Raw genomic sequence first — 16174 nt, forward strand, 5'->3', positions numbered from 1 at the left:
CTGTCGAGCCAATGCTAAACAACCTACGTCTCAAAACTCCCCAGGCTAGTTGCCTAGTAGCACAGTGAGGGGGGCGACGCCATGCAACTCCGAAAAAAAACACTATTAATCATCGGTGCAGCTCTAATCAGCCTGATTCTGGTTCTCTATGCCACTGCATCAACTATTTTGCTGCACGATTTTCAAAACCTTGAGGCCCAGTACGTCCGCCAGGATGTCGCGCGGGCTTTGGATGCCCTAGATGACGACTTGTCGAATTTAGACACCAGCGCCCAAGATTACGCCGAGTGGGACGATACTTACTCTTTTGTTGATACACAAAATGAGGCTTTTGTCAAGTCCAATTTCGTTGATTCGACATTTACTTCCTTGAGACTAAACTTGTTGCTAGTGCTGGACTCCAGCGGTCAGACGATTTTTAGCAAAGGTTTCGACCTGAAGTCCCAAACCGAAGTGCCGATTCCCGAAAGCTTGAAACAGCAATTGATTGAGGCTCTGCTAGAACCCTCGACACCGCAGGGCGATCGCGATCGGGCAAAAGCAGGCGTCATTACCCTCCCAGAAGCTAGGCTGCTAATTTCTGCGAGGCCGATCGTCAACAGCAACGCCCAAGGCCCGCCGCGCGGGACGCTGGTTCTGGGACGCTACCTCGACAGCAGCGAAATTGGTTTGCTTTCGGAACTGACTCACCTGTCAGTCGATTTTAGGTTGCCGAGTTTAGATTTTAAATTGGGTTCTGCGAACTACTCCAAACCGGGGGCTAAGGCGATCGCCCGATCGATCCAGGATTTAGACAATATCAAAATCAAAATTTCTAACCTCAAATCAGTAGAAATTTTAGTCGAACCAGTCAGCGACTACGTTGTCGCAGGATACGCCCTGATTCGCGACCTACGAGGCAACCTAGCGCTGCTGCTGCGAGTAGAGGCAGACCGCATCATCTACCGCCAAGGTCAGGCTACCTTGGGCCTGTTTACCCTATCAATACTGGCAGTAGGTTTAGTATTTAGCGCGATCGCCCTGCTGTTGCTAGAAAACTTAGTCTTGGCGAGATTGGCAGACTTAAGCACCAGCGTCAGCAACATCGCAGCCAACGGAGACCCAGACTTGCGCGTTCATATGAGCGGAAAAGATGAACTCGCAAGCCTGGCCGGCGCCATCAACACAATGCTAGAAGCATTGAGCAACTCTCAAGTCGAACGCTTAGAAAGCGAAGACCGCTATCGGTTGATGGCCGAAAACTCAACCGACATGATTACCAGACACAACCCCGAAGGCGTGTTTCTTTACGTGTCCCCCGCCAGCCGCGCTTTGCTCGGATACGAACCTTCGGAACTCGTCGGCGCGAGCCCCAACCATTATTTTCACCCAGATGATTTAGAAGCCATCAGCAAAGCTCACTCAAAAGTCCTGGCGCTTCCAGTTACTTACACCGTCAGCTACCGCATCCGCCGCAAAGACGGCAAATACATTTGGTTTGAAACCACCAGCCGCACGATCCGCGATCCGGAAACTGGTTTGGTGCAAGAAATTATCGGTATTTCCCGCGACATCAGCGTCCGCAAGCAAACAGAACAAGAACTGCGAGAAAGCGAATCTGCAATTAAAGCTTTGTACCAAGTGACCTCGGCTCCCCGTACTGACCCGGAGGGCCGCCTCTTTACCTTTGATTTGCGCCTCCAAGAACTGCTGGAGATGGGATGCCGACAGTTGGGTATGTCCGTGGGAATTTTGTCGCGCATTCAAGGCGACAAATATCAAATCGTGGCTGTGGAATGTCCCGACGGGTCGATCGAGAAAGCACAAATCTACGACCTCGAAAAAACCTTTTGCGGGACTACAGTAATGGCAAAAGAACCCATGTACTTTGAGTCGGCGAGGTTTGCGGCTTTGTGCTTCAACACCGAGGATCCAGCATTCAAGATCGAAGCGTACATGGGCATTCCCGTCACCGTGACAGGTGAAGTTTACGGCACTTTGTGCTTCCTTTCTCCAACTCCTCTGACAGAACCGTTCCGAGTTGTAGACAGAGAGTTGGTGAAACTGATGGGTCAGTGGGTGGGAAGCGAACTAGAACGCCAGCAAACAGGCGTAGATTTGGCAAAAGCTCGCGACGAAGCACTGGCGGCTACCAAAGCTAAAAGCGAATTTTTAGCCACGATGAGCCACGAAATTCGCACTCCGATGAACGGAGTCATCGGCATGACCGGTTTGCTGTTGGATACCTGCTTAACTCGCGAACAGCGCGATTTTGTAGAAACTATCCGCAGCAGCGGCGATGCCTTGCTGACGCTGATCAACGATATTTTAGATTTCTCGAAAATTGAGTCGGGCAAATTGGACTTGGAAGAACATCCGTTTGACATCCGCACTTGCATTGAGGAATCTCTTGACTTGGTAGCTACCAAGGCGGCACAAAAAAAACTGGAATTGGGTTACTTGATCGATCGCTCGGTACCGACAATGGCGATCGGCGACAGCACTCGCTTGAGGCAAATTTTAATCAATTTGCTCAGCAATGCTGTGAAATTTACCGCAACTGGAGAAGTAGTGGTTTCGGTGACGGCAAAAAAGATTTCAGTGCCGCCAAACCCTACAGAACCGCCAGAAATTAATGGCGAACCGCTAGCAATTAACCAAGCATACGAAATACAATTTGCGGTCAAAGATACCGGTATCGGCATTCGGGGCGATCGCATGGATCGGCTATTTAAATCCTTCAGCCAGGTAGATTCTTCAACAAGCCGAAACTACGGCGGTACCGGATTGGGTTTGGCAATTAGCAAGCGTTTGGCCGAAATGATGGGCGGCAGGATGTGGGTAGAAAGTATGGGTTGTATTGCCGGCAAGCCTCCGGTAGATTTTAAAGCAACAGCTTTTGATGTGGAATGGGGAGACTCCTGTGAAATTGCCGAAAAATATTGCTCTGTCAAATCCGCACTCAGCACCAAGCCGATCGACCAAAATCCCCCATCCGCCGGCTCTACTTTTTATTTCAGCACGATCGTTCGTGGCTGCAAAAGTTCTTTGTCGGTTAACTCGACCAATTGTCAACCGGAATTGGCTGGGAAGCGAGTCTTGATTGTCGATGACAATGCTACCAACCGCCAAATTTTGACTCAGCAGGCTCAGTCTTGGGGAATGGTGCCTAGAGCTTCAGCTTCGGCTCGTTTGGCTTTAGATTGGCTCGCTGCTAAAGAGGCGTTTGATTTTGCAGTTTTGGATATGCAAATGCCGGAAATGGACGGGTTGGCTTTAGCCGCGGAAATTCGCCAGTATCCTGATTACGAAAAGTTGCCCTTAGTGATGCTAACTTCGATCGGCCTATCAGAAATTAACTGCTCTGCAGTTGATGTGAATTTTGCTGCTTTTTTGAACAAACCGATTAAACAATCTCAGTTTTACAATGTTTTAATTAATATTTTTGGGGAACCGCAAGTCACTGAAATGAGAGGGCCGCGTACTAGCGGGGCTTTCCTCCAAAGCATACCAGTGCTGGCAGATAACTTACCGCTGCGGATTCTGTTGGCGGACGATCATTTGGTGAATCAGAAGGTGGCTTTGCAAATTTTGCAGCGGATGGGCTATCGCGCGGATGTGGCGGGAAACGGGATCGAAGTGCTCGCAGCTTTGCACCGCCAGCCTTACGACTTGGTGTTGATGGATGTGCAAATGCCGGAAATGGACGGTTTGGAAGCTACCCGCCTCATCCGCGAGCAATTTTCAGAGGGTTTTACCTTAGAAAATTCCACTGAAGAATCCGAAGTTTCTGAAACTGAGGAACAATCTAACAATCCCAAATCCCAAATCCCAAATCTAAAATCGACGAACCCTTGGATTGTGGCGATGACAGCAAATGCGATGCAGGGCGATCGCGAAGAGTGCATGGCTGCGGGGATGGACGATTATTTGAGCAAGCCGATCGCCATTGAGGAGTTGGTTCGAGCTTTGAAGGCGTGTAAATCTCGATCGCGCCCAGAGTGCGATCGCCCGGTGCCGATTGTTTGTGTAAACTCGCAGATTGAACAGATCGGAGAAACGAGTGAATTAGAAGTGCGATCGAATGCGATTGTTGCGGAAAATGCACAACAGACCATTTCCAATTCGATCGCAGTTGTCGGGTTTGGTGAATCAAATCTCGATCGGGCTTTGTTAGAAAGTCCCGATTGTCTGAGTGCCAAGATTATAGAAGGATTGCGAGATGTGGAAGCTTTAGAGGAGGCGATCGAGATTTACCTCGAAACAGCTCCCGAACTGCTGCGAGGCATCTCTACGGCCGTCAGGAGCGCCGATCCGCTGGCTTTGCGGCGAGATGCTCACTCTTTGAAATCGATTAGCGGTACTCTCGGTGCTTTTGGCTTGTTTAAGCTGTGCGAGCAACTCGAAATCATGGGCCGCATCGGAATACAAGCCAACCAAGCTTTACCTGCTCCAGCTTGCGAGCTTTTAAAACAAGTTGAGGCCGAGTATCAAAGAGTTGAGGCGGCGTTGAAAATGGAAATGCAATATGTTGATGGTTAAGTAGCAGGACATACAGCGGTTCTCAGAAAGATGAGGTGCCGCTGGGCATAGTACCTCATCTTTCTGAGAAAAGCTATACATATTATGGATTACAATCTAATTGCTAAAATAGTAATATTCTCTGTATCAATACCTTGTACTTTTTACCTTGCTTACGCTGCGAAAGTAGCCCTCAATCTCAACCTCGATCTATTCGGGGCAGGGCACACTCCTGCTAAGTTAGAAAAGCTATCCGGTGGCATAATTAAATGTAAGTGGTTCCCTAATCCTCACCACTGCCCCGGACACAATCATGTTAAATATTCAATCCCGGACGCATCAAAACCCAATAAACCGGGTTTGTGATGGCTTTTGTGTGCTGCAATCAAATTTTCTGGTAAAAAACCGGGTTTGTGACTGGCAAACTTATTTTCGTGTTACCAAAACCCAATCCTCGGCTGTTTTTACAACCTCAGCATTCTGCAAATCTAGATGTTTGAGGACAGGTTTTTCTAACAGAAAATAAGGTTGCGGGAGAGATTGCCATTTCTGTTTCAGTGTAGGCGCGTCGGCGACAATAACTTGCCTCTGGCTGTAAAAATTCAGCGACGGACGCGGGAGGCGGTGAGAAGTAAAGACTTCTTGGCCGATGGGCGTTCCTTCGCGGACAATTTGGGCGATCGGCTTAACCGGATAATCCTCCGCCAGTTCCCAAACCCAGTTGTCGGAAGCGACAAATACCAACAGCGAGACGTAAGTTCCCCAAATTAAAACTAATAAAAATTGTCTGTCTTTGTTGTGCAGCAACACGGCCGCCAGTGTCATTGTCAAAGCTACAAACATCATCATTAACTGCAAATCTTGCTGGTGGGATACAATTTGTCCCCCAATCGGTATTAAGCCGCTAAAGTACGCGCAACCGACTACAGCCACCACCGCCAGTATTGCCAAAATTGCAGGATGAGGCAAAAAAGATATAGCATCAAAACGTTCTTCTGCTTCATCTTTGATAGGCTCTGGCGGCAGCGACATTTGCTCCCAAACTTCCGCGAAATAACTGCCAACGGCTAAGGCAAAAGCTGGATAAATTGGCAAAACATACCAAGGCAATTTCGTATTCATCACAGAAATAGCCAGCAGATATACTCCTGTCCAAACTAATACTAATTTCGGCCCGGGAAAATTGCGATTTTCCCAACTGAAATACAGCCCTTGCAGATAAAATAACTGCCACGGCCAAGCTGATTCTAAAATTTCTAAAAGATAATACCAGGGCGGGCCGTTGTGATTGCTTACTGGTTCCCAAATGCGCCGGAAAGATTGGTTTAGCAAGTTGGCGTTGATGAAATCTTGGCCGTAGTGCAGCCATTGGGCAAAATACCAACCAGCTACGGGGAAAGTTCCGATCGCCAATCCGCCCCAAAGATACCCAGAAGTGAGGAGTCGCGGGGTATCCCAAACCAGGAAAACTAAGCCGATCGCGCCCAGCAGCAGCCCCAACATCACGCCCTTAGTCAAACAAATGAGTCCGAACCCGATCCCCGCCCCCAAGGCGTAGCGCAAGTCGCGGCGCGATCGCAACAAACACCACATCGATGCCAGCAAAAAACACAAAACTGCTCCGTCTAACATCGCCAAACGTCCGTGCCGCACTACCGGAAGCAGCGTCAGATAAACGAGAGCCGAAAAAATGGCGATCGAGCGCTGCGGATACAACTCCCGCCCAATGGCGTAAAGCATGGGCACAGAAGCCGCCGTCAGCATCGCCGGTACCAACCTCGCCGTCAATTCGCTGACGCCGAAGTTGGCAAAACACAGCCCGATCAGCCAGTGTACCAGCGGCGGTTTGTTGAAATAAGGCATAGAGTCGATCGTCGGATACAGCCAATTTAAATTGCCGCGCCAAATTTCGCGACTTACCTGTCCAGCAATCCCTTCATCCCAATCCCGCAACGCCGGGCCGCCGAGATTGAGCCCGAAAATTAGCACCGCAGCCAACAGCAAAGCCAGCATCCACAGTTTGTCTGTCAATCTGTCATTGAAGCGAGTTTTCGGTTTACCTACCGAGAATGGAAAGATTTTTGACATAAGGAATGACCGTTTAAGATTTTCGATTTTAGATTAAAGAATTGAAGAATTGGGAATCACTTATAAATTCAGGGTTGGGATCGTGGGCTGGGGCGGTTGGATGCTTTTGGGAAACTGGGCTTAAAAGAATTTTTCGCGTCCCAAACAGAAGGTAAACTTAGACAGCAGTTATTGGCGACAAGGAAAATACCGTGAACTTACCTGTAATTATAGATATCATAATTGGCCTAGTGTTTATTTACCTGACTTTAAGCTTACTAGCTTCAGAAATTCAGGAACTGATTGCTACTGTTTTACAATGGCGGGCGGAACATTTAAAGAAGTCGATCGAAGTGCTAATTTCTAACGGCAGCGACGCCGCGAAAGAACCCTTGCAATTTCAGCAAGTCGAACAATTTGCCAATGCAATCTATGCCAATCCGATTATCAAGGATTTGAATCAGGGAGCCAAAGGGATTTTCTCCCAAGGATTTCGACTTATTACGCACCTTATGGGTGATTTGTACCGCCTGCTAACTCGCACCAAGAATGTTTTCGGCAATCAATCAACAGGGCCTTCTTATATTCCACCAGAGAGTTTTTCTGCTAGCCTTTTGGATACTTTAAAAGTTTCTAATTCAATCCGAGCGATATCTAAAGCTCGATTGGAAAGATTTAAAGATTTACAGTTGGCGCAAATTCAAGCAATTAGCAATCATTTGAATCTGCCGGAGTCTGCAAAATCGATTGTAGAACAACAATTTAGCTGGTTGACGGCGGAGTTTAATCGGGTTGTTGAAGATTATAAAAAAGATTTGGCGAGTTTGAACAACAGTTTGGATCGGATGTCGGAAAAACTAGAATTTTATATTAATGATTCTCAGGTTTATCTGCCAGAAACTGAGCTAGGAGGGAGAGATTTTCAAAGACAGATGGCATTTATTAAGGCTAGTTTTGATAGCGAATACGAGCGGGAGGCGCTGCGAGCGCAACTGGAACCGAGTTTGAGCAATCTGTTAAATAGTGTGAGGAACTTTAAAAAAACTCAGGATAGGGTAGCAGAAATTATGGAGGAGCAAGAAAACGGTTTGATGTACCAAGAAATTCAAGAAATTTTGGGCATTATGCCAGAATCTTTGAAACGCAGCCTTTCTATTTTAGCGCAGCGTGCTGAAAAAGGCGGCGGAGATAGTCAAGAGCAGTTGCAGCGGTTTCAGCAAGAAATTGAAACTTGGTTTGACCAATCGATGCAGCGCGCTTCTGGCGTTTACAAGCGAAATGCTAGAGGGGTGGCGATTTTGCTCGGAACTACGATCGCGATTGCTGCTAATGCTGATAGCATTCATATTGTTAATCGGTTGTCGAAGGATTCGATGCTGCGATCGACTGTTAATTTGTATGCTCAGCAGTTGGTTGAAAAAAACGCTAAGACTAAATTAGATAATTTAACCGGTCTTAGCCAAGTTCAGCAGGATGTCGATCGAGCTTTGGATAATGTAGCTCTACCTTTGGGATGGAGCGAACCGAACAGGTTAGAAATAGACGCGCAGGGTAATTTATTGTTGCCGGCTTTTATGGCAAAATTGCTTGGTTGGATCTTGAGCGGCGTAGCTATTTCAATGGGAGCTAGTTTTTGGTTCGATGCGCTCAACAAGATTGTTAATATTCGCAATTCAGGGAAAAAACCGCCATCTACTGACGACTGATACATTTACGCGCGCCACAGACTCTCATAAAATTTGATATTTGAGATTTGAGATTTGGGATAGGAGCGATCGCCAAAGGCTTTGCAGGACGGGCTACCGAGTGGTATTCTGACTTGAAAGTGGTGTTACCTACAGGATACAGAAACCATCGGTAATTACGGGCCACTCGGCAATTCGGGAAAATACAAAAAATATAAATTCCGTGCGATCGCGGATGGCAGAGCCAAACAGATGGGCGAAACTAATAAAAGGGTGACATGGAGACGAGCAACACAAACAAGGTCGCTGCCAGTTTCCTGTGATTTGACTCCCAGGGTGTATCTACCGTTCAACACCCTTTTGGAGGAAGGAAAATGTTCACTTTTTTGACAGAAACCAATCCAGCCTCGGAATACCCAAATGTCCCATCCAAAAGCTGTCTATTTAACGATTCCAGCATTAATTCTGGGGGATATTTTATTTCTGAGATTTTGATGGCGCTGGCATTAATTTTCGTCGAGTTTAGTCGCTGTAATGGCATCGAGCAAGTTACCTCGGCACTGCAAAAATATGCCTCTATCTTTGGAGAGATTGACAAATTTTGGACAATTTCTAGGAGCACTTCCGATTACCTAGAACCGTGCAAAAGCCAATTGCCAACACTCCAGAAAATACTCGCCCCCGAAGAAACCGGGTTTTTTCACCGAATCTGCAGGTGCCCAGCAAGTATTTTGGTACAGTTGCCGATCGACAACAGCGGATTAGATTCGTTATATACATTCGGTAACTGCACGGCGGGCGATTCTCTTCGGGAATCGCCCGCAATTAACCCATACTTAATATTAGACTGTTTTGAATGTTAGTAAATGCCACAACAAAATCGGCATCTGTGTTTGAGATTATTTTTTAATTGTCTGAATTATTCAAAATGAATCATATAACTAATCTTGAATAATATCAATTTTAGTTACACTCATACATGATGTTAACAGTCAACAGTCAACAGTTAACAGTCAACAGTGAATTTACTATTCCGATGAAGAGAGGATTTGATATAATTAGAGAAAATAGACATTCCAATAATTGTGAATTTGGGAGAATGCTTGCTTTTAACAGACTTTTTAGGAGAATTATAGTACAGCTATAGACGGGAGATTGCCATCTCAGTCTGGAGCAAATTACCCTGAAACCCATCCCCCAATGCCTGTAATTATCGGTATCCCCAGCCAAATAAGGCTAAAAGAATCCTGCTAAAAAAAGCAGGATTTTTTTTGTATTTCCGATATTTGTGTGATCTCTTGCTAGCAATTGCGAGCAAAAATCCGGTTGACTACAAGTAGAACCCAGTGGAGCCCGGAAAAAAAAAAATTAAATAATTATTCAAAAATTGTTGTGCTTTTAAATATTCAATGTTAATATGTATTCAAACAAGGCTGATAAGATTACTCCAGGGATGTATCTACCAATAACGCCCATAATGGAGTATCAAATATGACTTCTACGTTCGCCCAAGTTAACTCAAAATCCTCTCTTGAAAAACTGCCCCCGCGTTCCTTAGTCTTCATTGATTCCGGCGTGGAAGATTACGATTCAATTGCAGCAGGAGTGCTGCCTGGACAGCAGGTAGTGATACTCGATCGCACCAAAAACGGTATCGAACAAATCTCCTCTGAAATTAAAAAATACGCCTCTACCAATGGGGCGATCGACTCGGTTCACATCATTTCTCACGGTAGTTCTGGCAACTTGCAACTTGGCAATACCGCTCTGGGTTCGGATAACATCGAGCAATACAAAAGCCAGTTAGAACAATGGCAGACTTCACTAGCCCCACAAGCAGACATTATGCTGTACGGCTGCGATGTAGCATCCGGTACAGGCGCTAATTTCGTTGACAAACTCAGCCAATTAACGGGAGCTGACGTTGCCGCATCCACCAACATTACCGGCCGCGGAGGCGACTGGAACTTAGAATTTGCTAAGGGTCAAATTGAATCGGACTTAGCCTTGCGGTCAGATGTGATGGCTAATTACCAAGGTGATTTAGCTACTATCGTGGTCAGCAATAATAGCGATAGCGGTGCTGGTTCCTTGAGAGCTGCGATCGCATCCGCTGCAGCCGGCGATACCATTACCTTCGCTCCTGGTTTGGCCGGTCAAACCATCACCCTCACCAGCGGTCAACTCGATATTCCGGTTGGCAAAAATATTACGATTGACGGCGCAGCAGCAGCGGGTTTAACCATCAGCGGCAACAACGCATCCCGTGCCTTTTTTGTCAATGCAAATGTGGTGACTGCTACAAGTTTTGCAGTCAAAAATCTCTCTATTGTCAACGGCAAAACTGCCGATCGAGGCGGCGCGATCGGTACAACGGACGAAGTAAGCGTCACAGTAGACAATGTTCAGTTCAATAATAATGTTGCCGATCAAGGTGGCGGCGCAATTTTCGGCAATTTCAACAATACTCTGACAGTAACGAACAGTAAGTTTAACGGCAACACGGCCACTGCAGCCAATGACGAACGCGGTGCAGGTGCGATCGGCTTTTTGAGTTCCAAAGCTTTTACTGTCACCAACAGCGACTTTACAAACAACAAAGGAATTAACGGCGGGGCAATTAACAGCCTTCAGGGCAAGTTAACGATTGACAACTCGCGATTCATCGGTAACGACACCACCGCAGCCGTTTTCGCATCAGGCCAAGATAATCCCTTTTTAAGAGGTTTTGGTGGCGCAGTTTACACAGACAGAGCCAGCAATCCGAGCGAAGCTTCCGGCACAATCAAGATTACCAATAGCGTATTTCAAGACAATAAAGGTCGAGGTGAAGGAGGTGCAGCTTATCTGTTCACCGGCAGCCAAGACAAGGTTATTTTGGAAAACAGCACCTTCCAAAATAACGAAATTATGGCGCTACCCAACGGTGGAGGGCCTGGAAACGGTGGTGCGGTAACGAATTTGAGCGACAGCACCAACCAGGGATTGACTGTTACCAACACCACCTTTGCTGGCAACAAAGCCAACAATCAAGGTGGTGGCCTGTGGACGCGGAATGCCCCTGCTACGATTACCAACAGTACGTTTTCTGGCAACTCCACCGCGTTTGCTGCTGGTGATTTCAACAAACTCGGCGGTGCAATGACTCTTGGTGCACCCACAACTATTGTCAACACTACGATCGCCGATAATAGTGCTGGTTGGGTGGGTGGAGGTATCTTCGCCGCTGCCAATGATGTCACCCTCAAAAACACGATTCTTGCCAACAATACAGCGGCTAACGGAGGAAACCCTTGGGGAATTAACCAACACGTCACCGACGAATACGCCGATGGAGGAGGGAATTTTCAGTGGCCGCCCAAAAACCCTAATGACGGCAGTGATGTCAATGCGACGGCAAGTGTGACGATCGCCGATCCCTTACTTGGCCCACTGCAAAATATCAACGGCGCTTTCGTAAGGCCCCTGCTGACAGGAAGTCCGGCCATTGACAAAGGAGTACCAAGCGGCGCACCAGCTACGGATCAGCGCGGCCAGACTCGCCCTCAAGATGGTGATACCATTCCAGGGGCGATCGTAGACAGCGGTTCTTTTGAATTCGGAGGTACTGTCGTCCCAACTCCGACACCAACTCCCACACCAACGCCCGCGCCAACTCCGACACCCGCGCCGACACCAACTCCGACACCCGCGCCGACACCAACTCCCACACCAACACCCGCGCCGACACCGACACCCGCGCCGACACCAACTCCCACACCAACACCCGCGCCGACACCGACACCCGCGCCGACACCGACGCCGACAGGGACACCGACACCGACACCAACGCCCGCGCCCACGCCGACACCCGCGCCCACGCCCGTGCCGACACCAACTCCCGCGCCCACGCCGACACCCGCGCCGACTCCAACTCCCACACCAACTCCCGCGCCCACGCCGACACCAGCGCCCACGCCGACACCCGCGCCGACGCCCGTGCCCACACCAACTCCCGCGCCCACACCAACTCCGGTGACAGATGCTTCCCCGCTAGATAGCCTCAACGCCCCGGAATTCGACTCTGGTGCGATCGCCCCCAACCCCGCCCAACAAACTCTCAACGGCGGTAACACAGACGATTTCATCATGGGCGGTGGCATCAACGAGTCAATTAACGGACTTGTTGGCAACGATACTCTTTATGGCATGGGTGGCAATGACAACATTGACGGCGGTGCAGATAACGATTCCATCTTCGGCAATATCGGCAATGACTTCATCCAAGGCGGCGCTGGCAACGATAGCGTCTACGCCGGCAAAGATAATGACACTGTGGTTGGCGGAGACGGCGACGACTTTTTGAGAGGAGATTTAGGCCAAGATACTGTTGCCGGCGGTTTTGGCAGCGACACCATTTTTGGTGGTAAAGATGACGATATCTTGCTTGGTGAAGATGGTGACGACTATCTGTTAGGCAACTTAGGAAATGACACAATTAATGCTGGAAATGGCAACGATATTGCCTTCGGAAATGAAGGTGCAGATTTGATTTTTGGCGGAGCTGGAAATGACACACTTTACGGCGGCAAAGACAACGATAGTCTGGATGGCGGTGATGGTAACGATTTGCTATTCGGCAACAATGAAAATGATGTAATCTCCGGCAACACCGGCAACGATACGCTTTACGGTGGCAAGGGTAACGATTTGCTCATCGGCGGTGCTGGTAGCGATTTCCTCAGCGGCGATATTGGGGACGATACTTTGACCGGCGGTTCGGGAAATGACGTGTTTTTCCTCAATAAAAGTGTGGGAAGCGACATCATTACTGATTTCCGTCAGGGCGAGGATGTAATTGGGTTAGCTCCCGGTTTGAGCTTCAATCAACTCAGTATTACCTCTAGCAATAATCAAACTTTGATTAGCGTTACGGGCAGCAATCAATTGTTAGCGACGCTGAACGGTGTTCCCGCTTCTCTCGGCGCTAGCGATTTTATTCAGGTAACAATCTAACTGTCTCTGGTAGGGTGCGCGACGCGCACATTACTACCCAATACGGTTTACTTAAGACGATCTCCCTGGCACACCCCTTAAAAAGGGGAGTAGGGGGTGGGACAAGAATGCTCTCAAAGTCCCCCTTCTTAAGGGGGATGCGAGGGGGATCTCCGGGGCATAAATATGTTAAGTGAACCGTATTGCCTTACTACCAGTAAAACATCGGTAGGTGCCCAGCAGGATGAAGGTATTGACGACAATTCCAAGATTTTCTCCCGCTGGGTATCCTATGACGGTTAGTTACTAGAAAATAGTTTCATATTATGCAAGGTTCGTAGTGCGGACTTTAGTAGGCTCTATATGGCGGAATTTAGTCCGCGCTAGGAACGAAACCTTTTTATTATGGTAATCGATCCGACCTAAAATTAGGTGCTATTTAGATCGGTAAAGTGCCATTACACATCCTACATATACAAATTTTACGTCTAGAAATCTTGACATTACCTCGCCTGCATTTAATTACTATAAAATTCAAAATATTTTAATAAAAAACCTGATAATAGATACAATTCATGAATAGTTGTGTGAGCAAACTCTTTTTTCCATAAATTTTTATCGCCCCGATTTATTACTGAGGTCTTAAGTCTGCCTGCTGCCTTCAGCATAAAAAAGATTGGGGTCGTCTATGTCGGAATTCAGTAAGTATTTTTTTAACGCCGTGCTGTCCTTGTTTGCTAGTAAATAGCATACTCGCTCTTGGCGGACAGCGCTACAAATGCTTTCTTGAGATGATTTCAAAAGTTTTCTGTTTTTTCAGGTGAATCTACCAGCAAATTACCAACATTCTCATAGGGGTATGCGAAATGAGTTCAAATTTGGCCAGTATTGATTCACAATCTGTTCTCCGCAATTCTCGTCCTAAATCTATTGTCTTCATTGAGTCGGACTTAGATGACTATCAAACTCTTGCGGGTGGCGCGGTTCCGAATGCAGAAGTCATCATTTTAGATAAAAATGGCAATGGAGTCGAGCAGATTACTGCTAAACTGCAAACCATCGCTGCTGCGGGGGGAACTTTAGACGAAGTTCACATTTTTTCTCACGGCAATTCTGGCAGTTTGCAGTTAGGTTCTGCGACGTTGAATGCGGATAGTTTGCCGCAATATGCCAGCCAGTTGCAAGGGTGGCGAAATGCGCTGAGCGACAAAGCTGATATTATGCTTTACGGTTGCGATGTGGCTGCGGGTGACGGGGCTAATTTTGTCGATCGCCTGGGGGAGTTAACCGGGGCTGATATTGCGGCATCTAGCGATCGCACCGGCCGCACTGGTAACTGGAATTTGGAGTTTACCAAGGGTGATATTGAGGCATCCAGTGCCTTGACTCCAGAGACTGTGGCGGATTACCGAGGGACTTTAGCGACTGTTACCGTTACCAACAATAATGATAGCGGGCCCGGTTCCTTGAGAAGTGCGATCGCCTCCGCAGCAGCCGGCGATATTATTCAATTTGCTTCCAGTCTTGCGAATCAAACAATTGTTCTAACTTCAGGTCAACTTGTCATCAATAAAAACTTGACAGTTGACGCAATTAGTGCAGCCAACTTAACCATTAGTGGCAACAACACTTCGCGAGTAATCCTCACCGAAGGTTCAACCAATGTTACTCTAAAAAACCTAATTGTTGCCAACGGTAAAGTCTCTGGAACCGATCCGAATAACGAAACAACTAGCGCTGGCGGTGGCATTAAAACGGGAGGTAACAGCACTTTAACCTTAGAAAATTGCCAAGTTAATAATAATGTTGCCGGTTTCGGTGGCGGCGTTCATACAGGTTTCCGCAGCACCACAACTGTCATTAACAGTAAGTTTAGCGACAATGACGGTTCTTTGGCGGATAATACCGAACGCGGCGGCGGGGCGATCGCCACTAAAAGCGGCGGTTCTCTGACTATCAGAGATAGCGAATTTACCAACAACAAAGGCAGCTTAGGCGGGGCTGTTAATAACCTGTTGGGCAGCCTGACGATCGAAAACTCTAAATTCACAGGCAACCGCACAGAGAAAGGGGTTGGCGGGGCAGTTTACGTCGATGGCGCTAATGCTTCAGGCCCCAATGCAACTCCGGGGCCTGTTGGTGGCAATGTTATCATCCGAGGCAGCACTTTTGACGGCAATATCGCCTCTGGAGAAGGAGGTGCAGCATTTCTGTTTGGCTATCCTCCAGATACAGTGGTTTTGGAAAACAGCACTTTTATTAACAACAAAGCCGTAAAAAACTCATCAGGGAGTGGTGGTTCAGGAGGTGGAGTTCGCCACGGAAATGCCGATTTAACTGTGACAAACTGTACCTTTGCTAACAACACAGCCGACGATAACGGCGGCGGTTTATGGCTTGGAGAAAATGGAAATGTCAGCATTGTCAACAGTACATTTTCAGGTAACACCGCTGCTAAACAGGGCGGGGGAATAGTTGTCGGCAATAGAGATTCTTTTTCCACTAACATTGTCAATTCGACTTTAGCCAATAACACTGCTGGGGAGTATTCTGGCGGTATTGCGACTTTTGGAAATCAGCCAATTACTGTCAAAAATTCGATTTTTGATAGCAATACGGCTGGTAATCCTTATAAAGTTAAATACCAAACTGGAAGGGCACTAATTGACGGGGGAAATAATCTGCAATTTCCTGCTAAACTGACGACGGGCGATCCTAACGACAATAATGTGACGGCAACTGTGACGATCGCCGATCCATTACTCGGCCCTTTACAAAATATTAACGGCGCTTTCGTGCTGCCGCTGCTAGCAGGAAGTCCCGCCATTGATACCGGTACTGGTGCGGGCGCGCCGGCGGCGGATCAGCGGGGCGTGACTCGCCCTCAAGATGGTGATAATAATGGAAGTGCGATCGTGGATATCGGCGCTTTTGAATTCACAACTACA

At 47.7% G+C, this 16174-nt stretch carries 6 protein-coding genes; 5 read left to right on the top strand and 1 reads right to left on the bottom strand.

Features of this window, described 5'->3' with window-relative positions; genetic code table 11:
* Positions 1-81 precede the first annotated feature (81 nt).
* On the top strand, positions 82-4521 hold the full coding sequence (locus QT998_RS15320) for a response regulator (RefSeq protein ID WP_333116449.1): 4440 nt from the start codon (positions 82-84) through the stop codon (positions 4519-4521).
* Positions 4522-4926: 405 nt separating this feature from the next.
* Here QT998_RS15320 and QT998_RS15325 read toward each other — a convergent pair whose 3' ends face one another.
* A complete protein-coding gene (locus QT998_RS15325) occupies positions 4927-6588 on the bottom strand; it encodes an ArnT family glycosyltransferase (RefSeq protein ID WP_333116452.1) in 1662 nt (553 codons plus the stop codon).
* Between the two features lie 191 nt (positions 6589-6779).
* Between QT998_RS15325 and QT998_RS15330 the strand changes: the two genes are divergently transcribed.
* The 4 genes from QT998_RS15330 to QT998_RS15345 all read left to right on the top strand — a co-directional run.
* A complete protein-coding gene (locus QT998_RS15330; RefSeq protein WP_333116455.1) occupies positions 6780-8273 on the top strand; it encodes a hypothetical protein in 1494 nt (497 codons plus the stop codon).
* A 353-nt stretch (positions 8274-8626) separates the two neighbouring features.
* Positions 8627-9115, top strand: coding sequence for a hypothetical protein (locus tag QT998_RS15335; protein WP_333116458.1), 489 nt, complete (start codon positions 8627-8629; stop codon positions 9113-9115).
* Between the two features lie 628 nt (positions 9116-9743).
* A complete protein-coding gene (locus tag QT998_RS15340; protein WP_333116460.1) occupies positions 9744-13247 on the top strand; it encodes a DUF4347 domain-containing protein in 3504 nt (1167 codons plus the stop codon).
* Between the two features lie 845 nt (positions 13248-14092).
* On the top strand, positions 14093-16174 hold a 2082-nt coding region (locus QT998_RS15345; protein WP_333116464.1), incomplete at its 3' end, for a DUF4347 domain-containing protein.

It is taken from the genome of Microcoleus sp. S1D4 (assembly GCF_036700765.1).
Taxonomy (GTDB): Bacteria; Cyanobacteriota; Cyanobacteriia; order Cyanobacteriales; family Microcoleaceae; genus Microcoleus.